Origin of the sequence: Streptomyces sp. NPDC051907, assembly GCF_040681075.1 — a bacterium.
GTDB lineage: Bacteria > Actinomycetota > Actinomycetes > Streptomycetales > Streptomycetaceae > Streptomyces.
In genome coordinates, this window is sequence record NZ_JBFAYB010000010.1 from 98,689 (window position 1) to 121,895 (window position 23,207).

Genomic DNA, 23,207 nt, shown 5'->3' on the forward strand with positions numbered 1-23,207 from the left:
ACGGACGAGCCGACGACGGACCCGACGGGGAACCCGGCAGACCCGGGCGAGAACAACGGCTGAGGACGCACGCGGGGGCTGCGGCGACTTCTCGCCCGGCCCCCTCTGCTCCTTGTCGCCCCGGCCCGCTCTGCTCCTCGCGAGCTCCTCTCGACGTCGAGCCTCCCCGGGACGCGGGCTCCCAGGAGTCCGACTCCCTGAAGGCCGACTCCCTGAAGGCCGACTCCCTGGACGCCGGCCCGTGCCCACGGCCGCTCAACCTGCGCGCTAGGCCGACGCCATGAGTGAGCGCCATAGGCGTCCGCGTTCCGTCCGCCCATAGCGGTCGCGGCGGGCGGGCGGTCAGTCCGTGAAGGCGTCCCGCACCGCTTCGTACTCTCTCGTCCACCACACCGCCAGGGCCGACGCCGCGGGGAACTGCGGGTCGGCCCTTCGGTCGTGGAGCTGGTAGCGCCAGCGCAGTATCCAGAAGTCGTTGAGGCGCTCCCACCACACCCGGTGCACCGCCGCCGCCAGCTCCGCCGCGTCGGCGGCGGCCGCGTCGCGGTAGGCCCGCGCGTAGGCCCGCACCTTCGTCAGCTCCAGCTCGCCCTCCGGCTGGACGAAGAAGATCGCCGCCGCCCGCACGGCCTCCTCCGCCCGCGGCTGGACGCCCAGCCGGTCCCAGTCGACGATCGCCGCCGGCTCGGCGCCCCGGTAGAGCAGGTTCAGCGGGTGGAAGTCGCCGTGCACCCAGCCGCCCGCGGAGCCCGGCGGGGGCCTGCGGTCCGCGTGGCGCCTCAGCAGGGTCCGCCGCTCCAGGAGGCGGTGCTCGGCCAGGGTGTCGAAGGGGTCGCGGGGCCTGGACCGCCGTGCCAGGCCCAGCAGTTCGTCGATCAGCGCGAAGGTCTCCTCGGGGTCCGCGCTCTCGTATTCGTACTCCCTGCGCTCGGTCCGGTCCACCTCCATGACCTGCTCCAGACAGGTGTGGACGAGACCCAGGAGGGCGCCGAGCCGGCGGGACTGGAGGGTCGTGAGGTGGGCGCCGTCGCGGTGGCGGCCGTCGACCCAGGGGTGCAGGGCGTAGCACCGCCCGCCGATCACCGCGACCGTGTCGCCCTGCGCGTCCTCGACGGGCGGCGCGACCGGCACGCCCAGCTGCTGGAGCCGCTGGGTCGCGCGGTGCTGGCGGGCGATGGCCTCGCGGTCGCCGTCGAGGTGGTGCTTGAGGAAGTACGCGCCGCGCGTGGTGGCCAGCCGGTAGCCGCGGTTGAGGAGTCCCTGGGTGACGGGCTCGCAGGATAGCGGTTCGCCCGTGTCCTCGTAGCGGCGCAGCAAGTCGCCGACGGGTGGGGCAGTAGCAAATGAGCGCGACACTCGCCAGATGTTAGATCACGCAGCGTGGCCGAGTGGCGGCCTTCCAGATAATCGAGAAAGTGCACGGCGACGAACCGCGGAGCGGTCCGCGGGAAGACCGGGTCGCAGGGCTCGCCGTCCCCGTCCTCTCGCCGGAGCAGGGTGCCGGTTGCGCGTCAGTGACCCGTACGGGTCAGCCCGATCGGGTGATGTTGCGCGGCCCGGGACGCGCTCCCTCAGCGGCGGGCTGCAACCGGCGGGCCGCAGCCGTCCGGGCCGGTCAGTGGCGCCAGCGTCTCGTTGGCGCTGGCGCTTCAGTGCTTCCGGCGCTTCGGTCGTGCCAGCGCCTCAGTCGTGCCCGCCTCAGTGGTGCTTGGCCTCCGCCTGCACCCGCGCCACGAACGCCGCGGCCTGCGAACGGCGCGCCATCCCCAGCTTGGAGAGCAGGCCGGAGACATAGTTCTTGATCGTCTTCTCGGCGAGGTGCAGCCGCTCGCCGATGGCGCGGTTGGTCAGGCCCTCGCCGATCAGATCGAGGATCCGGCGCTCCTGGTCGGTCAGGCCCGCCATCCGGGCGTCGGGCCTGGGACCGGCGCCCTCGCGCAGCCGCTCCAGCACGCGGGCGGTCGCCGTCGGGTCCAGCAGCGACTTGCCCGCCGCCACGTCCCGCACCGCCGTCAGCAGCTCGTCCCCGCGGATCGCCTTCAGGGCGTAACCCGACGCGCCCGCCATGATCGCGTCGAACAATGCCTCGTCATCGGCGTACGAGGTGAGCATGAGGCATTTGATGTCCTCGTTATGGGAACGAATCTCCCGACAGACCTCCACGCCGCTGCCGTCCGGCAGCCGGACGTCCAGAATGGCCACGTCCGGATTGGTCGCAGGGATCCTGACCAGGGCGTCTGTCGCCGTGCCCGCCTCGCCGACGATCTCGATATCGCTCTCCAGGGAGAGCAGTTCATGGACGCCGCGTCGGACGACTTCGTGGTCGTCCAGGAGAAAAACAGTGATATTTCGTTCTTCGCGCACGGATGCAGTCTCACACATCGGCTCTTCCCGTGTCCGGGGCGCCCGGGATAACGTGCCGGTGTTCCGGCGGCCTGCAAGGCTGTGACCAGTGGTTGTTCCCGTATTTCTCGATTTACTTGGAAATCCAAGCAAAATCGCAGGTCAAATGGGGTTTCGCAGTAATGCGACCCACTGGGTAACGTGCCTTTGGCAGGGCGCTCGCCGGGGCACCTGTCACGCCTGTTCCCGACACACGCCCAGCAGTGCACCCACCCCGTGCACGGGCACGGATACAGGTGAGCCGCACTGGTTCCCGGCGGACCCCGGGGGCCGGACCGACGGAGGAGCACGCACGTGACCGTGGAGAGCACTGCCGCGCGCAAACCGCGACGCAGCAGCAAGCGCGTGAGCGCCGCGAAGAAGCCGCAGAGTTCCGAGCCCCAGCTCGTACAGCTGCTGACGCCTGAAGGGGAGCGCGTCGAGCACCCCGAGTACGAGAGCTACGTTTCGGATCTTTCTGCAGAATCGTTGCGGGGGCTGTACCGGGACATGGTCCTGACCCGCCGCTTCGACGCCGAGGCCACCGCTCTCCAGCGGCAGGGCGAGCTCGGCCTGTGGGCGTCCCTGCTGGGCCAGGAGGCCGCGCAGATCGGCTCGGGCCGCGCCCTGCGCGACGACGACTATGTCTTCCCGACCTACCGCGAGCACGGCGTCGCCTGGTGCCGCGGGGTCGACCCGACCAACCTGCTGGGCATGTTCCGCGGCGTGAACCACGGCGGCTGGGACCCCACCGTCAACAACTTCCACCTGTACACGATCGTCATCGGCTCGCAGACGCTGCACGCCACCGGCTACGCCATGGGCGTCGCCAAGGACGGCGCGGACTCCGCCGTCATCGCCTACTTCGGCGACGGCGCGTCCAGCCAGGGCGACGTGGCGGAGTCGTTCACCTTCTCCGCGGTGTACAACGCCCCGGTGGTGTTCTTCTGCCAGAACAACCAGTGGGCCATCTCCGAGCCCACCGAGAAGCAGACCCGGGTGCCGCTCTACCAGCGCGCACAGGGCTTCGGCTTCCCCGGCGTCCGCGTCGACGGCAACGACGTCCTCGCGTGCCTGGCCGTGACCCGGTGGGCGCTCGAGCGGGCGCGCCGCGGCGAGGGCCCGACGCTGGTCGAGGCGTTCACCTACCGGATGGGCGCCCACACCACCTCGGACGACCCCACGAAGTACCGGCACGACGACGAGCGGGCGGCCTGGGAGGCCAAGGACCCGATCCTGCGGCTGCGCACGTACCTCGAGAACGAGATCCTCGACAAGGGCGAGGTCGAGGGCTTCTTCGCCTCCCTCGAAGAGGAGAGCGACCAGCTCGCCAAGCGGGTGCGCGAGGCGGTGCGGGCCATGCCCGACCCGGACGACATGGCGATGTTCGACCACGTCTACGCGGACGGGCACGCGCTCGTCGACGAAGAGCGCGCGCAGTTCGCCGCGTACCAGGCGTCCTTCGCCGAGGAGGGCAAGTAACCATGGGCGTACAGAAGCTTCCCCTCGCCAAGGCGCTCAACGAGTCGCTGCGCAAGGCCCTGGAGACCGACCCCAAGGTCCTGATCATGGGCGAGGACGTCGGCAAGCTCGGCGGCGTCTTCCGGGTCACCGACGGGCTGCAGAAGGACTTCGGCGAGGACCGGGTCATCGATACCCCGCTCGCCGAGTCGGGCATCGTCGGCACGGCCATCGGCCTCGCGCTGCGCGGCTACCGCCCGGTCGTGGAGATCCAGTTCGACGGATTCGTCTTCCCCGCGTACGACCAGATCGTCACGCAGCTCGCCAAGATGCACGCCCGTGCCCTCGGCAAGATCAAGATGCCGGTCGTCGTCCGGATCCCCTACGGCGGCGGCATCGGCGCGGTCGAGCACCACAGCGAGTCCCCCGAGGCGCTCTTCGCGCACGTCGCGGGCCTCAAGGTGGTCTCGCCGTCCAACTCCTCGGACGCGTACTGGATGCTCCAGCAGGCCATCCAGAGCGACGACCCGGTCGTCTTCTTCGAGCCCAAGCGGCGCTACTGGGACAAGGGCGAGGTCGACGTCGACGCGATCCCCGGCCCGCTGCACACCGCCCGGGTCGCCAGGGCCGGCACGGACCTCACGCTCGCCGCGTACGGACCGATGGTCAAGGTCTGCCTCGAGGCCGCCGCGGCCGCCGAGGAGGAGGGCAAGTCGATCGAGGTCCTGGACCTGCGCTCGATGTCCCCGATCGACTTCGACACCGTCCAGACGTCGGTCGAGAAGACCCGCCGGCTGGTCGTGGTGCACGAGGCCCCCGTCTTCTACGGCTCCGGCGCGGAGATCGCCGCTCGCATCACCGAGCGGTGCTTCTACCACTTGGAGGCCCCGGTGCTGAGGGTCGGCGGCTACCACGCCCCGTACCCGCCGGCACGGCTGGAAGAGGAATACCTGCCGGGCCTGGACCGCGTGCTCGACGCCGTCGACCGCTCGCTCGCGTACTGAGGAGTGCCGTGAACATGACTGACACTTCCACTCGCTTCCGCGAGTTCAAGATGCCCGACGTCGGCGAGGGGCTCACCGAGGCCGAGATCCTCAAGTGGTACGTCCAGCCGGGCGACACCGTGACGGACGGCCAGGCCGTGTGCGAGGTCGAGACGGCGAAGGCGGCCGTCGAGCTGCCGATCCCCTATGACGGGGTGGTGCACGAGCTCCGCTACGAGGAGGGCACGACCGTCGACGTCGGCATGTCGATCATCACGATCGACGTGGCCCCCGGCTCCGACGCCGAGCCCCCGGCCGCCGCCGCGCCCGCCGCCGCCGCGCCCGTCGCGCCCGCGCCGGCCGTCGAGGCCGTCGAGGAGGAGGCCGAGCCGAAGGGCCGCCAGCCCGTTCTCGTCGGCTATGGCGTCGCGGAGACCTCCACCAAGCGCCGCCCCCGCAAGGGGACGGCCACGGCGGTCCCGGAGCAGAGCGCGGCCGCGGCCGCGGTCCAGGGCGAGCTGAACGGCCATGGCGGCTCCGTCGCCGCGGCCCGCCCGCTGGCCAAGCCGCCGGTGCGCAAGCTCGCCAAGGACCTCGGCATCGACCTGGCGACGGTCACCCCGACCGGTCCTGACGGCGTCATCACCCGCGAGGACGTGCACGCGGCGGCGGCCCCCGCCGTCGAGCAGGCCCCGGCGCCCGCCGTGGCCGCGCCCGCGGCCGAGGCGCCTATGGGCGCCGCGGCGCCCATGGCCGTCGCCGGCGGCGCGCGGGAGACCCGCGTGCCCATCAAGGGCGTACGGAAGGCCACCGCGGCCGCCATGGTCGGCAGCGCCTTCACCGCGCCGCACGTCACCGAGTTCATCACCCTCGACGTGACGCGCACGATGAAGCTGGTCGAGGAGCTCAAGGCCGACAAGGACATGGCGGGGCTGCGGGTCAACCCGCTGCTGCTGATCGCCAAGGCCCTGCTGGTCGCGATCAAGCGGAACCCCGAGGTCAACGCCGCCTGGGACGAGGCGAACCAGGAGATCGTCCAGAAGCACTATGTGAACCTGGGCATCGCCGCGGCCACCCCGCGCGGTCTGATCGTGCCGAACGTCAAGGACGCGCACGCCATGACCCTGCCGGAGCTCGCGCGCTCGCTCGGCGAGCTGGTCGCCACCGCCCGCGAGGGCAAGACGACCCCGGCGGCGATGCAGGGCGGCACGGTGACCATCACCAACGTCGGCGTCTTCGGCGTCGACACCGGCACGCCGATCCTCAACCCCGGCGAGTCCGCGATCCTCGCGGTCGGCGCGATCAAGCTCCAGCCGTGGGTCCACAAGGGCAAGGTCAAGCCGCGCCAGGTCACCACGCTCGCGCTCTCCTTCGACCACCGCCTGGTCGACGGCGAGCTGGGCTCCAAGGTGCTGGCCGACGTCGCCGCGATCCTGGAGCAGCCCAAGCGGCTGATCACCTGGGCGTAGCACGCGTACGACGAAGGGCCCGTCGCGGTGTGCGACGGGCCCTTCGTCGTGTCCTGCCTCGGGGGAGCGCCCCAAGGCGTGCCCCGGAGCTACTTCTTGAAGCCGTAGTCCATGAGCTTCTTCGCGTCCGCCGTCCGGTTGGCCTCCGACGTCGAGGCCAGCACCGTGCCGATGACCGTCTTGCCGTTGCGGGTCGCCGCGAAGACCAGGCAGTACTTCGCCTGCGGGCCCGAACCGGTCTTCACGCCGATGGCGCCGCTGTAGCTGCCGAGCAGCTTGTTCGTGTTCGTCCAGTCCATGTAGCGGTAGCCGCCGGACTTCGTGGTGACCTTCTGGCGGGTGGACTTTGTCTTCACGATGGTGCGGAACGTGGAGTTCTTCATCGTGCTGCTCGCGATCTTCGTGAGGTCGCGCGGCGTCGAGTAGTTCGAGCCGTTGCCGATCCCGTCGAAGGAGTCGAAGCGGGTGTTCTTCAGACCGAGGTCCTTGGCGGTGGTGTTCATCTTGCCGATGAACGACTTCACCCGGGCCTCGCGCGTGGAGCCCGTGCCGAACTTGTCGGCGAGGGCGTACGCGGCGTCGCAGCCGGACGGCAGCATCAAGCCGTACAGCAGCTGACGGACCGTGACCTTGTCGCCGACGATCAGACGAGCCGAGGAGGCGCTCTTGGAGACGATGTAGTCGCTGTACGCCTTCTGGATCGTCACCTTGGAGTCAAGGTTGAGATTCTTCTGCGACAGCACCACCTTGGCCGTCATGATCTTGGTGGTGGATCCGGTGGCGAGGCGGGTGTCGGCGGCCTTGGTGAACAAGGTCGCCCCGGTGCCGTTGTTCATCACATAGCCGCCCTTGGCGACGATCTTCGGCGCCGGCGGCGCGGCGGCCTGCGCCTGGCTCGCGAACGCGCCGCTCGCGAGGACCGCGCCGGCGGCGACGGTCACGGTGACAGCGCGACGCATACCCTTGATGCCTATTTTCAAGTTTCGCTCCGAATGCACCAAAAATCCTGAAATACCCCTGGAGTGCGACCGCATGAGGGCGCCGCTCGCTGAAGAGACTCACGAGACGGCCCCAGGGATGTACGCGTATCGCGATACGGACGGATCTTATCGATGCACCTGTGTTGTATCTAAGCTGTGCGCATGCCTGCCGCGCCCGTGAGACAGCCCCCTGCCGCCGACCGTGTGTACATGCACATCAAGCAAGGCGTCCTGGAACGGCACTACGAGGGCGGGACCCTGCTCACCGAGGGCGAGCTCGCCGAGGCCGTGGGCGTCTCCCGCACCCCGGTGCGCGAGGCCCTGCTCAAACTCGAGGTCGAAGGGCTCATCAAGCTCTACCCGAAGAAGGGCGCCCTGGTCCTCGCCGTCTCCGCGCAGGAGATCGCGGACGTGGTCGAGACCCGGCTGCTGGTCGAGGAGTTCGCCGTGCGCAAGGCCGTGCCCGCCGCGCCCTGGCTGATCGCACGGCTCGAAGAGCTCCTGGAGGAGCAGAAGCTGCGCGCCGAGGCCGGAGACCTGGCCGCCGTCGCCGTGACCGACCGCTGCTTCCACGCCGAGATCGTCAAGAACGCGGGCAACGAGATCCTCTCCAAGCTCTACGACCAGATGCGCGACCGCCAACTGCGCATGGGCGTCGCCGTGATGCAGTCCCAGCCGGACCGGATCGCCAAGAACATCGCCGAGCACGCCGAGATCCTCCAGAAGATCAAGGACGGCGACGCCGAAGGGGCCGCCGCCTGTGTGCGCGGGCATCTGAGCTGGGTCAAGGTGCTGGTCCGGGGTGAGGACCGGTGAGCACCCCCGCCGCGACGCTGCCCGGCGACCCGCCGGGCGGCCGCCGCGCCGCCGCGGTCTGGGGCATAGGCGTCGCCGTCTACTTCGTCGCCGTCATCTTCCGCACGTCGCTCGGGGTCGCCGGCCTCGACGCCGCCGACCGCTTCGACGTCAACGCCTCCGCCCTGTCCACCTTCTCCATCCTCCAACTCCTCGTCTACGCCGGGATGCAGATACCCGTCGGCCTGATGGTCGACCGGCTCGGGACCAAGAAGGTCCTCACCCTCGGCGTGGTGCTGTTCACCGTCGGGCAGCTGGGCTTCGCGCTCTCCCCCTCGTACGGAACGGCCCTCGCCTCCCGCGCGCTGCTCGGCTGCGGCGACGCGATGACGTTCATCAGCGTCCTGCGGCTCGGCTCGCGCTGGTTCCCGGCCCGGCGCGGACCGCTCATCGGACAGGTCGCCGCGCTCTTCGGCATGGCCGGCAACCTCGTCTCGACCATCTTCGTCTCGCGCCTGCTGCACGGCGTCGGCTGGACCGCCACCTTCGCGGGCAGCGCGGCGGCCGGCCTGGTGGTGCTGGTGCTGCTGTCGCTGTTCCTCAAGGACCACCCACAGGGGCACGAGCCGCCGCCCGCCCAGCACGCCGGATCCGCGTTCGTACGCAAGCAGATCGCCGACTCCTGGCGCGAGCCGGGCACACGGCTGGGCATGTGGGTGCACTTCACCACCCAGTTCCCCGCCATGGTGTTCCTGCTGCTGTGGGGGATGCCGTTCCTGGTCCAGGCGCAGGGCCTGTCCCGCGAGAGGGCGGGCGAGCTGCTGACCCTGGTGGTGCTCTCCAACATGGTGGTGGGGCTGGTCTACGGACAGGTCATCGCCCGCCACCACGCCGCCCGGGTCCCGCTCGCCCTCGGCACGGTCGGGGCGACCGCGCTGGTCTGGGCGACCGCGCTCGCCTATCCCGGCGACCACGCCCCGATGTGGCTGCTGATCACCCTGTGCACGGTGCTCGGGGCGTGCGGACCCGCGTCGATGATCGGGTTCGACTTCGCCCGGCCCGCCAATCCGCCGGAGCGCCAGGGCACGGCCTCGGGGATCGTGAACATGGGCGGCTTCGTGGCCTCGATGACGACACTGCTGGCGGTGGGCGTGCTGCTGGACGCGACCGGAGACGACTACCGGATCGCGTTCGCGTCGGTCTTCGTGCTTCAGGCGCTGGGCATCGCACAGATCCTGCGGCTGCGCGCGCGGACGGTGCGCAGGGAACGCGAACGGCTGGCCCCGAGCCGGGTGGAGGCCGTGCACGTGCCCGTCTGACGGGGGCGTTCGACGTCAGCTCGACGTAGACGACGCAGCGGGCTACGGCGTGACCGCGAACTCGCGCAGGATCGCCTCGGCCATCTCCGTGTCCCCGTCCACCTTCAGCCTGTCCTGCACCGCGTTCGGCCGGACGCGGCCGCAGGCGAGCCGGACGTAGGTCTCCCAGTCCATGGCGAGGGTCGCCAGCGGGCCGAGCGAGGGCGAGCCGTCGATGCTGCCGCGACCGTCCGCGTCCACCCGCACGGTGCGCAGGAACTCGACGGGGCCGTGCACATCGAAGACGACGGCCGAATTGGCCGGGGCGCCCGCGCCCTTGGCCACGACCTTGGGAAGGGCCTCCAGGAGGACGTCCCGCGTGACGTACGCGCCAGGGGAGTCGAGGCTGCCCGGCTGGCCCAGCGTCGTCCGCAGATCCTGCTCGTGCACCCAGATGTCGAACGCGCGCATGCGCATGGCGAGTTCGAGGGTCTGCTCGGCGCCGAGCGGGGCGCGGACCATGGTGTCGGGGCTGCGGCTCTCGTTGCGCAGCTGACGGGCCCGGCGGATGATCGTGTACTCCAGCTCGGAGGTCATCTCCGGCGCGGTGTGGTGCCGGCGCACGTCGACCTGCATCTCCATGTAGCGGGCGAACTCGCTCCGCACATGGTAGAGATCGCGCGGCAGCGTGTGGATGGGCCGGGGATCGCCGAGCATCTCGCACTCCATGCCGATGACATGGGAGACGACGTCGCGCACCGACCAGCCGGGGCACGGCGTGGGCCGGTTCCACTCGCCTTCGACGAGTGGCTGCACCAACTCGGCTATCGATTCCACGGAGTGGGTCCAGGCGTCGGCGTAGGTCTGGAGGCTGGGATGGACGGTCACGGGACCCCTCGGCGGTTCTGCGGTGCGCGGGCTGGGCTGTCTGCTTCTGGGCTGCGTGGGAGGCTCGGCAGTTAAGTTACGCTGCCGGGCCTCACCCCGGCAGTGCTTTCGTGTGACGATCGTAGGCCCGTGCAGACGGGTCGAATGCCAGGACGGTGGTAGTGTGCGCGCCTCGCTCATTCAGATCGCAGTAGACCAGGGCGAATCGGTCCATTCCCGTAGGCAGCGCGTCGCGGCGCTGGTGCGCGAGCAGCGCGGGGCGGATCTGGTGGTCCTGCCCGAGCTGTGGCCCGTCGGGGCGTTCGCCTACGAGTCGTTCGCCGAGGAGGCGGAGTCGACGGCCGGGCCGACGTACACGGCGATGGCCGAGGCGGCGCGCGACGCCGGGGTCTGGCTGCACGCGGGCTCCATCGTCGAGAAGACGCCCGAGGGAACGCTCTACAACACCTCGCTGGTCGTCTCCCCCGCCGGCGAGCTGGCGGCGACGTACCGCAAGATCCACCGGTTCGGCTTCGACAAGGGCGAGGCGGTGATGATGGGCGCGGGCGAGGAGCTGTCGACCGTCTCGCTGCCGGAGCTGACGCTCGGCCTGGGCACCTGCTACGACCTGCGCTTCCCCGAGCTGTTCCGGGGGCTGGTGGACGCGGGCGCGCAGGCGTTCGTCGTCCCCGCCGGCTGGCCGGCCCGCCGCCGCGAGCACTGGACGCTGCTGGCCAAGGCCCGCGCGGTGGAGAACCAGGCGTACGTCCTGGCCTGCGGCACGGGCGGCACGCACGCGGGGGTCGAGCAGGCGGGCCACAGCATCGTGGTCGACCCCTGGGGCGAGGTGCTCGCCGAGGCGGGCGCAGGCGAGGAGGTCCTGACGGTGGAGCTGGACGCGGCGAAGGTTCAGACGGTGCGCGAGCAGTTCCCGGCGCTGAAGGACAGGCTGCTGGGCCTGGCGCCGCCCCACCGGGACTAGCGACGGGTCAGACGGTCAGGCGGTCGGTCGGTCAGTCGTCGTCGTCGGAATGGTCGGCCTCCTTCTCCGACATACGGATCACGCAGACGGCCACCGCGATCAGCAGCGCCGTGTCCGCGTCCTCCCGCACCACGTTCACGGCGTACGTCTCCCGCAGCTGGAACCACCTGCGGGAGATATGGGCCAGCAGCTCGCCGTCGTACTCGATCACGAACTCGCGGTCCAGGATCCGCCCGCTGACGTCCAGCTCGGTGCCCTCCACGAGGGTGACGCGGTAGTGGTTGCGCAGCAGGGAGAGCCGCTTGCGGCGGATCGTGGCGAGGGTGGAGCCGTCCCGCTCGATGGTCATCGCGCCCCGCAGGCTGATGAGCTTCTGCCGCAGGGTGACCAGCACCATGCCGTCGGGGTCCTTCAGCTCCAGGGTGTCCCGCAGGCGCAGCGCCTTGCCGTCGACGAGGAAGGCGTGGCGGCCGTTCTCCGTCTCGATCCAGTAGTCGTCGCCGATCGCGAAGATTTTGTCGCGTACGAGGTATTTCATGTCAGGAATGCGTACCCCGTAGCGTGCGGTTGGATGGGGGTATGGCTACACGTGCACGCGTTCGGGCCCCTGAGCTGATCGGCAAGGGCGGCTGGCTCAATACAGGCGACGTCCAGTACACCCTCGCTGACCTGCGGGGGCGCATTGTCATTCTCGATTTTTGGACGTTTTGCTGCATTAACTGTCTCCACGTCCTCGACGAGCTCCGCGAGCTCGAGGAGAAGCACCGCGACACCGTGGTGATCATCGGGGTGCACTCGCCGAAGTTCGTGCACGAGGCGGAGCATCAGGCGGTCGTCGACGCCGTCGAGCGGTACCAGGTGCACCATCCGGTGCTCGACGACCCGGAGCTCGCGACCTGGAAGCAGTACGCCGTGCGGGCCTGGCCCACGCTCGTGGTCGTCGATCCCGAGGGGTATATCGTCGCGCAGCACGCCGGCGAGGGGCATGCGCACGCCATCGAGAAGCTCGTCGAGGAGCTGGAGGCCGAGCACGGCGCCAAGGGGACGCTCCGGCGCGGCGACGGGCCGTATGTGCCGCCCGAGCCGGTCGCCACCGATCTGCGCTTCCCCGGCAAGGCCGTCCTGCTGCCCTCCGGGAACTTCCTCGTCTCCGACTCCACCCGGCATCAGCTGGTCGAGCTCGCGGCGGACGGCGAGAGCGTGGTGCGCCGCATCGGCGGCGACGGCGCGTTCAACGAGCCGCAGGGACTCGCGCTGCTGCCCGACGGGCGGGTCGCGGTCGCCGACACCGTGCACCACGCCGTCCGCGCCTTCGACCCCGCCACCGGCGCCGTCGAGACGCTCGCCGGCACCGGGAAGCAGTGGTGGCAGGGCTCGCCGACCAGCGGACCCGCCCTGGAGGTGGCGCTCTCCTCGCCGTGGGACGTGGCCTGGTGGGGCGGGAGGCTGTGGATCGCGATGGCGGGCGTGCACCAGCTGTGGACGTACGACCCGGAGACCGGCACGGTCGAGGTCGCCGCCGGCACGACCAACGAGGGGCTCGTCGACGGGCCGGCGGCCGAGGCGTGGTTCGCCCAGCCGTCCGGGCTCGCGGCGACCGAGGACCGGCTGTGGATCGCCGACTCGGAGACCAGCGCCCTGCGGTGGATCGACGCCGATCTGACCGTGCACACCGCCGTGGGGACCGGGCTCTTCGACTTCGGGCACCGCGACGGAGCGGCCGGCCAGGCGCTCCTCCAGCACCCGCTCGGCGTCACCGCGCTGCCCGACGGCTCGGTCGCCGTCAGCGACACCTACAACCACGCCCTGCGCCGCTACGACCCGGCGACCGGCGAGGTGACCACCCTCGCCACCGATCTGAGGGAGCCCAGCGACGCCGTCCTGGTCGGCGACGACATCGTGGTCGTCGAGTCCGCCCGGCACCGGCTGACCCGGCTGCGGCTGCCCGAGGAGGCGGTGCGCGTCGAGGCCGTCGCCCACCGCACCCAGCGCGCGGCCACCGAAGTCGCCCCGGGCGAACTCCGGTTGGACGTGGTCTTCCAGGCCCCGGCCGGCCAGAAGCTCGACACCCGGTACGGGCCCTCGACCCGGCTGCTCGTCTCCTCGACGCCGCCCGAGCTGCTGCGCGCCGGGGACGGCGCGGGCACGGATCTCAGCCGTGTGCTGGAGATCGACCCGGCGGTCGCCGAGGGCGTGCTGCACGTCTCGGCGATGGCGGCGTCCTGCGACGACGACCCGGAGAACGAGTACCCGGCCTGCCACGTCCACCAGCAGGACTGGGGCGTGCCGGTGCGGGTGAGCGCCGAGGGCGCCTCGCGGCTGCCTCTCGTGCTGGCCGGGATGGACGCCGAGGCGCCCTGACCGGCGAGCGGCACAGAGCGGTACGACGGGACGTGCGCGCACGAGCGGCCCGGCTGGACGTGCCCGTACGAGCGGCCCGACGGGATGTGCCCGTACGAGCGGCTCGGCTGGATGTGCCCGTACGAGCGGCTCGGCTGGACGTGCCCGTACGAGCGGCCCGGCTGGACGTGCGCGCGCGATCGGCTCGGCTGGATGTGGCCGCACGAGCGGCCCGGCTGGACGTGCCCGGGGGCCGCTGCCCGAACCGGCGGCCCCCCATCGCGCCCCTAGTGGAACAGGCCCTGCCGCGCAGGCGGGGCTGCCTCCGCGCCCGCGAGACAGCCCTCCACCCACAGTTCGGGGTTGTACGTCGCCTTCAGCCCGCCCCGCCCCTGCGCGCGCATCCGCTCGCAGCCGCCGGACAGGAGGTCTGCGACCTCCAGGCCCGTCCGGTCGTACTGCCGGACGCGGGTGCCCTGGACGAACCCCGACTCGTAGGCGACGTCGTCCGCCCACGGCGGCCGCTCGTTGTGCCGCTGGACGAGGAACCAGGACCCCGCCGTCAGCACCGCGATCGCGGCGGCGACGGCGAGGGCCAGAGTGCGGCGGGAGGGGCCCGCGCGGTGGGTGACGGCTGACTGAGGACCAAGCAGAACCATGGTCCTCACCCTGCCGCCGGCGCCCTTTCGCAGATGTTTCGCGGACGCCGGGCCCGCGCGCCAAACACCGGGCACCGTACGTCACTTGACGTCGACGCACCCCGAGACCGGGCGGCAGCCCCTGCTCGGGAGGCAGCCGCCGTTCAGCCGCTCAGCCCTCCAGGAACGCCGTCAGCGCGTTCGCCAGCAGATACGGGTCCTCGGCCCCGCACAGCTCGCGCGCGCTGTGCATCGACAGGATCGCGACGCCGATGTCGACGGTCTGGATGCCGTGCCGGGCCGCCGTGATCGGGCCGATCGTCGTGCCGCACGGCATCGCGTTGTTCGACACGAACGTCTGCCACGGCACGCCGGCCTTCTCGCAGGCCGCCGCGAAGACCGCGCGGCCGCTGCCGTCGGTGGCGTACCGCTGGTTCACGTTGACCTTGAGGATCGGGCCGCCGTTGGCGCGCGGGTGGTGCGTCGGGTCGTGGCGCTCGCCGTAGTTGGGGTGGACGGCGTGGCCGGTGTCGGAGGAGAGGCAGACCGTGCCGGCGAAGGCGCGCGCCCGGTCCTCGTACGAGCCGCCGCGCGCGAACACCGAGCGCTCCAGCACCGATCCGAGCAGCGGGCCCTCCGCGCCGGTGTCGGACTGCGAGCCGTTCTCCTCGTGGTCGAAGGCGGCGAGCACCGGGATGTACGGGAGGCTCTGCCCGGCCGCCGCGGCGAGCGCCGCCGTGCCGGCGTGCACGGAGATCAGGTTGTCCATGCGCGGTCCGGCCAGCAGCTCCCGGTCGCGTCCGAGGTACGCGGGCGGCTCGATGGCGTGGACCATCAGGTCCCAGCCGACGACCTCGCCCTGCGCGATGCCCGCCTCCTCCTCGAGGAAGTCGATCAGATCGCCCTCCGCCACCTCGCCCAGGCCCCAGATCGGCTGCATATGGCGCTGCCGGTCCAGCTTGAGGCCGTCGGTGTTGACGGAGCGGTCGAGGTGGACGGCGAGCTGGGGCACGCGCAGCAGCGCCCGGTCCACGTTCACCAGCTGGTGCGTGCCGTCGCGCAGGCTGAGCCGCCCGGCGAGGCCGAGGTCGCGGTCGAGCCAGGTGTTGAGCAGCGTCCCGCCGTAGACCTCGACGGCGATCTGGCGCCAGCCGTGGGCGCCGGTGTCGGGCAGCGGCTTGACCCGCAGATTGGGGGAGTCGGTGTGCGCGCCGACGATACGGAAGGGGGTGTGCGCCTGGGCGCCCTCGGGGACGTACCAGGCGATGATCGCCCCGCCTCGCAGCACATACCGGCCGCCGGCCGCGCCGTCCCAGGAGTCCGTCTCCAGCACCTGCCTGAAGCCGGCCTTCTCCAAGCGCTCCGCGGCGGCGGCCACCGCGTGGTACGGCGACGGACCGGCCGTCAGGAAGGACATGAGATCGTCGGTGTGGCCGCGGTCGAAGCGGGCGGGTCTGTGGCTCATGTGGTTCACGATAGTTGCGGCCCGCCTCCCGTGAGGGGGGGCGGGCCGATTCGTCTTTGTTATGAGGCGCAAAGAGCGCGAAGTGCGCCGGTGCCGCTGCTGCGTTGCAGGCGTTGCGTCCGCAGCGCCTGCAACGCCTGCAACTCAGCGGGCGACTAGAAGGCCGCCTCGTCCAGCTCCATAAGGGAGTTGTCGACGTTCTCGGCGAGCGCGCGCTCGACCGAGACGCCCGGCAGGACGTTGGCCGCGAAGAACTTCGCTGCCGCGATCTTGCCCTGGTAGAACGCGACGTCCTTGGCGGAGGCGTTCGGCAGCTTCTCCGCCGCGACGGACGCGCCGCGCAGCAGGAGGTAGGCCACGACGACGTCGCCGGAGGCCATCAGCAGGCGGGTGGTGTTCAGGCCCACCTTGTAGATGTTCTTGACGTCCTCGCCGGTGGCGATGAGGTCGTTCGTCATCGTGCCGACGATCGCCTCCAGGTCGACGGCGGCCTTGGCGAGCGCGTCGCGGGCCGGGGCCAGCTCCTCGCCGCCGGTGCCGACCGCCAGGAACTTCTTGATCTCCTCGGAGAGGGTGTTCAGCGCCTGGCCCTGGTCGCGGACGATCTTCCGGAAGAAGTAGTCCTGGCCCTGGATGGCGGTGGTGCCCTCGTAGAGGGTGTCGATCTTGGCGTCCCGGATGTACTGCTCGACCGGGTACTCCTGGAGGTAGCCGGAGCCGCCGAAGGTCTGCAGGGACTGGGCCAGCTGCTCGTACGACTTCTCCGAGCCGTAGCCCTTGACTATGGGCAGCAGCAGGTCGTTGAGCGCGATGAGCGACTTGGCGTCCTCGCCCGCCGCCTCCTTGAGGGCGATCTCGTCCTGCACGGAGGCGGTGTAGAGCACCAGGGAGCGCATGCCCTCGGCGTACGCCTTCTGCGTCATCAGGGCGCGGCGGACGTCGGGGTGGTGCGTGATGGTGACCTTGGGCGCGGTCTTGTCCGCGAAGTTCACCAGGTCCTGGCCCTGTACGCGCTCCTTGGCGTACTCCAGCGCGTTCAGGTAGCCGGTGGAGAGGGTGGCGATGGCCTTCGTGCCGACCATCATCCGCGCGAACTCGATGATCATGAACATCTGGCGGATGCCGTCGTGCTTGTCGCCGATCAGCCAGCCCTTGGCGGGGTGCTGGTCGCCGAAGGTCATCTCGCAGGTGTTCGAGGCCTTGAGGCCCATCTTGTGCTCGACGTTCGTGGCGTACACGCCGTTGCGCTCGCCCAGCTCGCCGGTCTCCCAGTCGAAGTGGTACTTCGGCACGAGGAAGAGCGACAGGCCCTTGGTGCCCGGACCGGCGCCCTCGGGACGGGCCAGCACGTAGTGGAGGATGTTCTCCTCCATGTCGTGCTCGCCGGAGGTGATGAAGCGCTTCACGCCCTCGATGTGCCAGGAGCCGTCCTCCTGCTCGACGGCCTTGGTGCGGCCGGCGCCCACGTCCGAGCCGGCGTCCGGCTCGGTGAGCACCATGGTGGAGCCCCAGCGCTTCTCGACGGCGATCTCGGCGACCTTCTTCTGCGCCTCGTTGCCCTCGGTGAAGAGGATGCCGGCGAAGGCCGGGCCGGAGCAGTACATCCACACGGCCGGGTTGGAGCCCAGCAGCAGCTCGGCGTAGCCCCAGATCAGGGAGCGCGGCGAGGTGGTGCCGCCGATCTCCTCGGGCAGCCCCAGGCGCCAGTACTCGGAGTCCATGAAGGCCTTGTAGCTCTTCTTGAAGGACGCCGGGACGGGCGCGGTGTTGGTCGCCGGGTCGAAGACCGGCGGGTTGCGGTCGGCGTCCGCGAAGGACTCGGCCAGCTCGTTCTCGGCGAGGCGGGCGATCTCTTCGAGGATCGACTTGGCGGTGTCGACGTCCATCTCCGCGAACGGGCCGGTGCCGTACAGCTTGTCGCGTCCGAGGACCTCGAAGAGGTTGAACTCGATGTCGCGGAGATTCGACTTGTAGTGCCCCATGGCGACGGCTCCGTTAAGGATCGGGAGAAGGATTGCTCATCCACGTACCAGTTAGTAGCTACGATGATGCTACCCGTCGGTAATAAGGCGCAACCCCTCCTGGTCATCTGTGACACGGCTCGCGGAGGGCGGACGGTTCCGCCGGGGCCTCGCGGGCGCGCGCCGGGCCGCCCGCCGCCGAGGCGGAGTCCGTCGTGGGCTGGGGCGGCGGGAGAGGGCTCGGGTCAGTACTCTTGCGGTCATGTACGGCTACGACCAGAATCCGGGCGCGCAGCAGCAGGGGTACGTACCGCAGCAGCCCCACTACAGCGAGCAGCCGCTGTACCCCGAGCCGTCCCCGCCGTCCCTCGCCGACGCCGTGCGGGCCTTCACCACCGCGACGCTCTCCGCCGAGGACTTCCAGCAGATCTTCGCGACCTCCAAGGTCTACTGCCCGCGCGGCGACAACCCGGGCTTCCTGGCGCTGCACAACACGCAGCAGCCGGTCATCCCCATGTTCACCACGCTCAAGGAGCTGCGCAGGTACGCGGGCAAGGAGTCCAAGTACTTCGTGATCACGGGCGCCGAGGTGATCGACCTCCTGCCGACCGGCTACGGCTTCGTGCTCGACATGGAGGGCGACCACCGGATGGTCTTCGACGCGAAGGCCGTGGAGCAGATGGTCGACTTCGCGATGCGGCGGATGTACGGGTAGGTGCATGTAGGGGTAGCCGCGCGCTGCCGCGGTGTGCCTGTGCGGCGCCCGCCGATGCGTGTCCAGCCGTCAGCGTGTCCAGACGACGCCCGGGAGGAATTCCTCCCGGGCGTCGTGCGTTGCCAGTGGCAAGAAGTTCAGTCTTCAACTAAACTGGCCGCACACAAGGAGGGCCCGTCATGCCTGCAGTGACTGTCGAGAACCCGCTCACCCTGCCGCGCGTCTCCGCGCCGACCGGGGCCGTAGCGCGCCCCGTGCTGGCCGTGACGACCGCTCCGTCGGGCTTCGAGGGGGAGGGCTTCCCGGTCCGGCGCGCGTTCGCCGGGATCAACTACCAGTACCTCGACCCGTTCATCATGATGGACCAGATGGGCGAGGTGGAGTACGCGCCGGGCGAGCCGAAGGGGACCTCCTGGCATCCGCACCGCGGCTTCGAGACCGTCACCTATCTGATCGACGGAACGTTCGTCCACCAGGACAGCAACGGCGGCGGCGGGACCATCCAGAACGGCGACACGCAGTGGATGACGGCGGGCTCCGGCCTGCTGCACATCGAGGCGCCGCCGGAGGCGCTGGTCACCTCGGGCGGTCTGTTCCACGGCCTCCAGCTGTGGGTGAACCTCCCGGCCGCAGACAAGATGATGGACCCCAGGTACCAGGACATCCGCGGCGGCCAGGTCCAGCTGCTGACCTCGACGGACGGCGGGGCGCTGCTGCGGATCATCGCGGGCGACCTGGACGGGCACGAGGGCCCGGGCATCACGCACACCCCGATCACGATGATCCACGCGACGCTGCGGCCGGGGGCGGAGATCACCCTGCCGTGGCGGGAGGACTTCAACGGCCTGGCGTACGTCCTGGCCGGCCGCGGCGCGGTCGGCACGGACCGGCGGCCCGTGCGGACGGGACAGACGGCGGTGTTCGGCGCGGGCGGCTCGCTGACGGTCCGCGCGGACGAGTCCCAGGACTCCAACAGCCCCGACCTCGAGGTCGTGCTGCTCGGCGGGCGGCCGATCCGCGAGCCGATGGCGCACTACGGCCCCTTCGTGATGAACACGCGGGAGGAGCTGCAGAAGGCGTTCGACGACTTCCAGAAGGGCCGCCTGGGGACGATCCCGGCGGTTCACGGGATGTAGCGGGATACGGGTGGGGGGCGTGACCCGGCTCGGGCGGGTCACGCACGGTGGGGTCGTCTGACCCGGGCACCGGGCGCCGCTTGGGCGGGGTCGCCTGGCGCGGGCTCGGGCGGGGTCGCCTGGCGGGGGTCTGGGCGGGTCGCCTGACCCGGGCTCGCGCAGGTCGCCTGACCTCGGGCTCGGACGGGCTCTCCTGGCAGGGGGACCGGCGCAGCTCGGGCGGGGTGCCCGGCCCCGACTTGAGCGAGGTCGTCTGACGGGGTGTCACCCGCCCGGCTCGGTGGGCGGGTGGGGGTCGGCGGCCTGTGGTCTGGTGGGCGGGTGACCTTTCTCCCGGATCCGGTGAAGCGGCTCGCTGCCTGGTGCGCGGTCCTGCTGCTGGTCGCCGGGGTCGCGGCGGTCGGGATCTGGCTGATCATCGCGTTCAAGACCGCCGTCACCCCCGTCCTGCTCGCCATCCTCGGGACCGCGCTGCTCGGCCCGCTGCACCGGCGGCTCGTCAGGATGAAGGTGCACCGGTCGCTCGCCGCCGGGCTGACCTGCGTCGCCGTGTTCGCCGCCGTCGGCGGCACGCTGTACGTCGTGGTCTCCGCGCTGATCGACAGCGGCGAGCAGATCGTGGACTCGCTGCGGCAGGCGGCCCGCGACCTCTCCCAGCACTTCGGCGCCGCGGGCGCCTCGCTGGACGACATGGCGGCCAACTCCAAGGACCTGCTGGCCGAGTTCGGCGGCACCGCCGCGTCCGGGGTGATCTCCGGGCTGAGCGTCGTCGGCGAGATGATCGCCATCGCCGTCCTCGCGATGCTGCTGATCTTCTTCTTCCTGAGGGACTCCGACCGCGCGGTCGGAACGCTGCGCTCGCTCGTGCCCCGCGCCACGGGAGACGCGGCGGAGGCGATGGGGCGAAGGGCCTTCGAGGCCGTCGAGGGCTTTATGCGGGGCACGACGTTCGTCGCGCTGATCGACGCGGTCTGCATCACGGTCGCGCTGCTGATCCTGAAGGTGCCGGGGGCGCTGGGCCTGGGCGCGCTCGTGTTCATCGGCGCGTACATCCCCTACCTCGGGGCGTTCATCTCGGGCGCGGTCGCGGTGCTCGTGGCGCTCGCGGACCGGGGGTTCGCCATCGCGCTGTGGGCGCTCGGGGCGGTGCTCGCGGTGCAGATGCTGGAGGGGTACGTGCTCCAGCCGATGATCCAGAGCCGTACGGTCCAGATGCATCCGGCGGTCGTGCTGCTGGCGATCACGGCGGGGGCGAGCATCGCGGGCATCCTCGGGATGCTGCTGGCGGTGCCGGTGACGGCGGCGGCGTTCGGCATCGTGGGCGAGCTGCGGACGCACTATGAGGGGTCGGAGGCGGGGGGCGAGGGGGCGTCGCGTTCGTAGAGCGTGCCGGTGCCGCGCCCCGGGCGGCTGACGGGCGGCTACCGGGGCGATCGGGGTGGCCGGGCTGGCCGGCAGCCGGGCGTCCGCCTCGCCGACCGGCCCCGGGCGGCTGAGGCCGCACACCCTCCGCCCCTCACCCCCCGTACGCCCCCTACGCCTCCCCCGTCTCCACGAGCTCGAACCAGATCGACTTGCCCTCGCCCCGCGGGTCCACGCCCCATCTGTCCGCCAGGACCTCCATCAGCACCAGGCCGCGCCCCGAGGACGCCATCTCGCCCGGTCTGCGCCTGTGCGGCAGATCGTCGCTGGCGTCCGAGACCTCCACCCGCAGCAGCCGCCGGGGGTCCCCGTGGACCACCTCGGCCACCAGCAGCGCGTTCCCGTCCGTGTGGACCAGGACGTTGGTGACCATCTCGGAGACCATCAGCACCGCCGCGTCGACCTGCTCCCCGTCCGCCCAGTCGTGCAGCAGCTCCTTCAGATGCCGCCGGGCCGTGGCGATCAGCTCGGGCTCCGCCTGCGCCACGGTCATCGCCGTGCGCCGCGGGGGCCGGCGGGCCGGGGCGCCCTCCCTGCAGAGCAGCACGACCGCGATGTCGTCCTCGCGGCGGTCCGCCAGCGGCCCGGTGGTGTGGTGCGAGGAGGGGCCGTGCACCGCCTGTACGAGGGAGTCCGCGAGCTCCTCCAGGGACTGCTCGTCCTGCCCCTGAAGCACGGTCCGCAGCCGCGCCCAGCCCGTGTCGAGGTCGTGGCCGCCCGTCTCGATCAGCCCGTCCGTGCAGATCATCAGCGTCTCGCCGGGCTCCAGCACCAGCCGGGTCGTCGGATAGTCGGTGTCCGGGACGATCCCCAGCGGCAGCCCGCCCTCGACGGGCCGCATCAGCACCGTGCCGTCGGCCGTCCTGACCGCGGGCTCCGGGTGCCCGGCGCGGGCCATCTCGACGTGTCCGGTGGCCGGCTCCACCTCCAGGTAGAGGCAGGTCGCGAAGCGCGGAGCGCCGTGCTCGCCGCTCTCGTGTCCGTCGGTGATGCCGTGCAGGAAGCGGGACGCGCGCGCGAGGACGGCGTCGGGGCGGTGCCCCTCGGAGGCGTACGCGCGCAGGGCGATCCGGAGCTGGCCCATCAGGCCCGCGGCGCGTACGTCGTGGCCCTGGACGTCGCCGATCACCAGGGCGATACGGCCGGAGGGCAGCGGGATCATGTCGTACCAGTCGCCGCCGACCTGGAGCCCGCCGCCGGTGGGGACGTAGCGCGCGGCCACCTCCATCCCCGGGATCGCGGGCCCCAGCGCCGGCATCATCGAGCGCTGGAGCCCCAGCGACAGCTCGCGCTCGGTCTCCGCGACGCCCGCGCGGGCCAGCGCCTGGGCGAGCATCCGCGCGACCGTCGTCAGCACGGACCGCTCGTCGGGGGTGAAGGCGACCGCGTGCTTGAAGGCGGCCATCCACGCGCCGATGGTCCGCCCGGCGACGGTCAGCGGCAGAAAGGCCCAGGACTGCCGGCCGTGGCGCCGTGCGAGGGGCCAGGTGTCGGGGAAGCGGCGGCGGTACTCCGCCGGGGTCGAGAGGTAGATCGCCCGCCCGCTGCGCACCGCCACGGCGGCGGGGTACTCGGTGTCGAGCGGCACTTCGGCGAACGGCTCGTCGTCGTCCGAGCTGTGCCCGTAGTGCCCGATGATCGTCAGCCGCTCGCCGGCGATCCCGAAGACGGCGAGGCCGTCCGGCGAGAAGCCGGGCATGGACAGGGAGGCGGCGACCCGCAGCACCTCGGCGGTGGAGCGGGCCTCGGCCAGCGCGCGGCCGGCGTCCAGCAGGAACGCCTCGCGCGAGCGCCGCCAGTCGCCGGTGATGGTGGTCTGCGCGGCGGTGTGCCCGACGCCGGGCCGCGGCTCGGCGACCTCCTGGATGGTGCCGACGAGCACATAGTCGCGGTCGTGCTCGAGGTCGCGGAGGATGGGCCTGGAGCGGCTGCGTACGGTACGGAGCACATGGCCGGCCTCGTCGACGATCCGCAGCCGCCCCTCGGCCAGGGTGTCCTCGGCGACCGCCAGATTGACGACGCCGTTGATCTCGTTCCAGTCGACGGGGTGGAAGCGGGCGCGCACGACGGACTCGGGGTAGGCGCCGGGCTCGGCGGGCAGCCCGAGCAGCCGGGCGGCCTCGGCGTCGAGGGTGACCGTCCCGGTCGCGTTGTCCCAACGCCACAGCCCGGTCGCGATCGCGGCCATGACGTCGTCGGTGCGCATTGCCACACTTTATTCCGATCTTCCGAACGGATGCCTGCCGGGGACGGAGGGGCGCCCGACGGCAGTGACATGTTTATGTCAACGAGGTGATTGGAGGCCGGGCGGTA

Annotated in this window: 19 protein-coding genes; 10 read left to right on the forward strand and 9 right to left on the reverse strand. The window is 71.2% G+C overall.

Going from position 1 to position 23,207, the window contains the following annotated elements:
• Positions 1 to 342: 342 nt before the first annotated feature.
• The gene (locus AB0M39_RS09545) at positions 343 to 1,356 is read right to left on the reverse strand and encodes a phosphotransferase (protein WP_365361972.1); all 1,014 of its coding nucleotides are present in this window, start codon (positions 1,354 to 1,356) and stop codon (positions 343 to 345) included.
• A 342-nt stretch (positions 1,357 to 1,698) separates the two neighbouring features.
• The gene (locus AB0M39_RS09550; RefSeq protein WP_365361974.1) at positions 1,699 to 2,364 is read right to left on the reverse strand and encodes a response regulator transcription factor; all 666 of its coding nucleotides are present in this window, start codon (positions 2,362 to 2,364) and stop codon (positions 1,699 to 1,701) included.
• A gap of 333 nt (positions 2,365 to 2,697) precedes the next feature.
• On the opposite strand from AB0M39_RS09550, the gene pdhA reads away from it, so the two are divergent.
• From pdhA to AB0M39_RS09565, 3 genes are read left to right on the forward strand one after another with little or no spacing between them, the layout of a single operon-like run.
• Positions 2,698 to 3,864: a pyruvate dehydrogenase (acetyl-transferring) E1 component subunit alpha gene (gene pdhA, locus AB0M39_RS09555; protein WP_365361976.1), complete on the forward strand. Its 1,167-nt coding sequence runs from the start codon at positions 2,698 to 2,700 to the stop codon at positions 3,862 to 3,864.
• Positions 3,865 to 3,866: 2 nt separating this feature from the next.
• The gene (locus AB0M39_RS09560) at positions 3,867 to 4,847 is read left to right on the forward strand and encodes an alpha-ketoacid dehydrogenase subunit beta (RefSeq protein ID WP_365361978.1); all 981 of its coding nucleotides are present in this window, start codon (positions 3,867 to 3,869) and stop codon (positions 4,845 to 4,847) included.
• Between the two features lie 14 nt (positions 4,848 to 4,861).
• The gene (locus tag AB0M39_RS09565) at positions 4,862 to 6,295 is read left to right on the forward strand and encodes a dihydrolipoamide acetyltransferase family protein (protein WP_365361980.1); all 1,434 of its coding nucleotides are present in this window, start codon (positions 4,862 to 4,864) and stop codon (positions 6,293 to 6,295) included.
• A gap of 89 nt (positions 6,296 to 6,384) precedes the next feature.
• Here AB0M39_RS09565 and AB0M39_RS09570 read toward each other — a convergent pair whose 3' ends face one another.
• A complete protein-coding gene (locus tag AB0M39_RS09570; RefSeq protein WP_365361982.1) occupies positions 6,385 to 7,254 on the reverse strand; it encodes a serine hydrolase in 870 nt (289 codons plus the stop codon).
• Between the two features lie 183 nt (positions 7,255 to 7,437).
• On the opposite strand from AB0M39_RS09570, the gene AB0M39_RS09575 reads away from it, so the two are divergent.
• Together AB0M39_RS09575 and AB0M39_RS09580 are read left to right on the forward strand one after the other, a co-directional pair.
• Positions 7,438 to 8,091: a GntR family transcriptional regulator gene (locus tag AB0M39_RS09575; RefSeq protein WP_365361984.1), complete on the forward strand. Its 654-nt coding sequence runs from the start codon at positions 7,438 to 7,440 to the stop codon at positions 8,089 to 8,091.
• Positions 8,088 to 9,389, forward strand: coding sequence for an MFS transporter (locus AB0M39_RS09580; protein WP_365361986.1), 1,302 nt, complete (start codon positions 8,088 to 8,090; stop codon positions 9,387 to 9,389). Before AB0M39_RS09575 ends, AB0M39_RS09580 begins: the two co-directional genes overlap by 4 nt.
• Positions 9,390 to 9,431: 42 nt before the next feature.
• On the opposite strand, the gene AB0M39_RS09585 is transcribed toward AB0M39_RS09580, so the two are convergent.
• Entirely contained in the window at positions 9,432 to 10,256 is an 825-nt protein-coding gene (locus AB0M39_RS09585) for a maleylpyruvate isomerase family mycothiol-dependent enzyme (RefSeq protein WP_365361988.1), read from the reverse strand.
• 163 nt (positions 10,257 to 10,419) lie between these two features.
• Here AB0M39_RS09585 and AB0M39_RS09590 point away from each other — a divergent pair, with 163 nt between their 5' ends.
• Positions 10,420 to 11,217 carry a carbon-nitrogen family hydrolase gene (locus AB0M39_RS09590; protein WP_365361990.1) on the forward strand — a complete coding sequence of 266 codons (798 nt, stop codon included), beginning with the start codon at positions 10,420 to 10,422 and terminating at the stop codon, positions 11,215 to 11,217.
• 31 nt (positions 11,218 to 11,248) lie between these two features.
• Here AB0M39_RS09590 and AB0M39_RS09595 read toward each other — a convergent pair whose 3' ends face one another.
• On the reverse strand, positions 11,249 to 11,755 hold the full coding sequence (locus AB0M39_RS09595; RefSeq protein WP_365361992.1) for an LURP-one-related family protein: 507 nt from the start codon (positions 11,753 to 11,755) through the stop codon (positions 11,249 to 11,251).
• A 41-nt stretch (positions 11,756 to 11,796) separates the two neighbouring features.
• On the opposite strand from AB0M39_RS09595, the gene AB0M39_RS09600 reads away from it, so the two are divergent.
• Positions 11,797 to 13,578: an NHL domain-containing thioredoxin family protein gene (locus tag AB0M39_RS09600; protein WP_365361994.1), complete on the forward strand. Its 1,782-nt coding sequence runs from the start codon at positions 11,797 to 11,799 to the stop codon at positions 13,576 to 13,578.
• Positions 13,579 to 13,844: 266 nt separating this feature from the next.
• On the opposite strand, the gene AB0M39_RS09605 is transcribed toward AB0M39_RS09600, so the two are convergent.
• From AB0M39_RS09605 to AB0M39_RS09615, 3 genes are all read right to left on the reverse strand, one after another.
• Positions 13,845 to 14,216 (reverse strand): hypothetical protein, encoded by a 372-nt coding sequence (locus AB0M39_RS09605; protein ID WP_365361996.1) that lies wholly within the window; start codon positions 14,214 to 14,216, stop codon positions 13,845 to 13,847.
• Between the two features lie 151 nt (positions 14,217 to 14,367).
• Positions 14,368 to 15,660: a M18 family aminopeptidase gene (locus tag AB0M39_RS09610; RefSeq protein WP_365361998.1), complete on the reverse strand. Its 1,293-nt coding sequence runs from the start codon at positions 15,658 to 15,660 to the stop codon at positions 14,368 to 14,370.
• Between the two features lie 155 nt (positions 15,661 to 15,815).
• On the reverse strand, positions 15,816 to 17,642 hold the full coding sequence (locus AB0M39_RS09615; RefSeq protein ID WP_365362000.1) for an acyl-CoA dehydrogenase: 1,827 nt from the start codon (positions 17,640 to 17,642) through the stop codon (positions 15,816 to 15,818).
• A 241-nt stretch (positions 17,643 to 17,883) separates the two neighbouring features.
• On the opposite strand from AB0M39_RS09615, the gene AB0M39_RS09620 reads away from it, so the two are divergent.
• The 3 genes from AB0M39_RS09620 to AB0M39_RS09630 all read left to right on the forward strand — a co-directional run bounded on the left by AB0M39_RS09620 (position 17,884) and on the right by AB0M39_RS09630 (position 20,855).
• The gene (locus AB0M39_RS09620; protein WP_365362002.1) at positions 17,884 to 18,336 is read left to right on the forward strand and encodes an SseB family protein; all 453 of its coding nucleotides are present in this window, start codon (positions 17,884 to 17,886) and stop codon (positions 18,334 to 18,336) included.
• A 179-nt stretch (positions 18,337 to 18,515) separates the two neighbouring features.
• On the forward strand, positions 18,516 to 19,472 hold the full coding sequence (locus AB0M39_RS09625) for a pirin family protein (RefSeq protein ID WP_365362004.1): 957 nt from the start codon (positions 18,516 to 18,518) through the stop codon (positions 19,470 to 19,472).
• Positions 19,473 to 19,793: 321 nt separating this feature from the next.
• Complete coding sequence (locus AB0M39_RS09630; protein WP_365362006.1) at positions 19,794 to 20,855, forward strand: AI-2E family transporter; 1,062 nt, start codon at positions 19,794 to 19,796, stop codon at positions 20,853 to 20,855.
• A gap of 151 nt (positions 20,856 to 21,006) precedes the next feature.
• Here the strand turns inward: AB0M39_RS09630 and AB0M39_RS09635 are convergent, their stop codons facing one another.
• Positions 21,007 to 23,100 (reverse strand): SpoIIE family protein phosphatase, encoded by a 2,094-nt coding sequence (locus tag AB0M39_RS09635; RefSeq protein WP_365362008.1) that lies wholly within the window; start codon positions 23,098 to 23,100, stop codon positions 21,007 to 21,009.
• Positions 23,101 to 23,207 lie beyond the last annotated feature (107 nt).

Excerpts from the sequence above, each read along its gene's own strand:
- AB0M39_RS09560 (WP_365361978.1), top strand. The coding sequence starts at position 3,867 with ATGGGCGTACAGAAGCTTCCCCTCGCCAAGGCGCTCAACGAGTCGCTG.
- AB0M39_RS09565 (WP_365361980.1), top strand. The coding sequence starts at position 4,862 with ATGACTGACACTTCCACTCGCTTCCGCGAGTTCAAGATGCCCGACGTC.
- AB0M39_RS09570 (WP_365361982.1), bottom strand. The coding sequence starts at position 7,254 with ATGCGTCGCGCTGTCACCGTGACCGTCGCCGCCGGCGCGGTCCTCGCG.
- AB0M39_RS09575 (WP_365361984.1), top strand. The coding sequence starts at position 7,438 with ATGCCTGCCGCGCCCGTGAGACAGCCCCCTGCCGCCGACCGTGTGTAC.
- AB0M39_RS09595 (WP_365361992.1), bottom strand. The coding sequence starts at position 11,755 with ATGAAATACCTCGTACGCGACAAAATCTTCGCGATCGGCGACGACTAC.
- AB0M39_RS09600 (WP_365361994.1), top strand. The coding sequence starts at position 11,797 with ATGGCTACACGTGCACGCGTTCGGGCCCCTGAGCTGATCGGCAAGGGC.
- AB0M39_RS09605 (WP_365361996.1), bottom strand. The coding sequence starts at position 14,216 with ATGGTTCTGCTTGGTCCTCAGTCAGCCGTCACCCACCGCGCGGGCCCC.
- AB0M39_RS09610 (WP_365361998.1), bottom strand. The coding sequence starts at position 15,660 with ATGAGCCACAGACCCGCCCGCTTCGACCGCGGCCACACCGACGATCTC.
- AB0M39_RS09615 (WP_365362000.1), bottom strand. The coding sequence starts at position 17,642 with ATGGGGCACTACAAGTCGAATCTCCGCGACATCGAGTTCAACCTCTTC.
- AB0M39_RS09620 (WP_365362002.1), top strand. The coding sequence starts at position 17,884 with ATGTACGGCTACGACCAGAATCCGGGCGCGCAGCAGCAGGGGTACGTA.
- AB0M39_RS09625 (WP_365362004.1), top strand. The coding sequence starts at position 18,516 with ATGCCTGCAGTGACTGTCGAGAACCCGCTCACCCTGCCGCGCGTCTCC.
- AB0M39_RS09635 (WP_365362008.1), bottom strand. The coding sequence starts at position 23,100 with ATGCGCACCGACGACGTCATGGCCGCGATCGCGACCGGGCTGTGGCGT.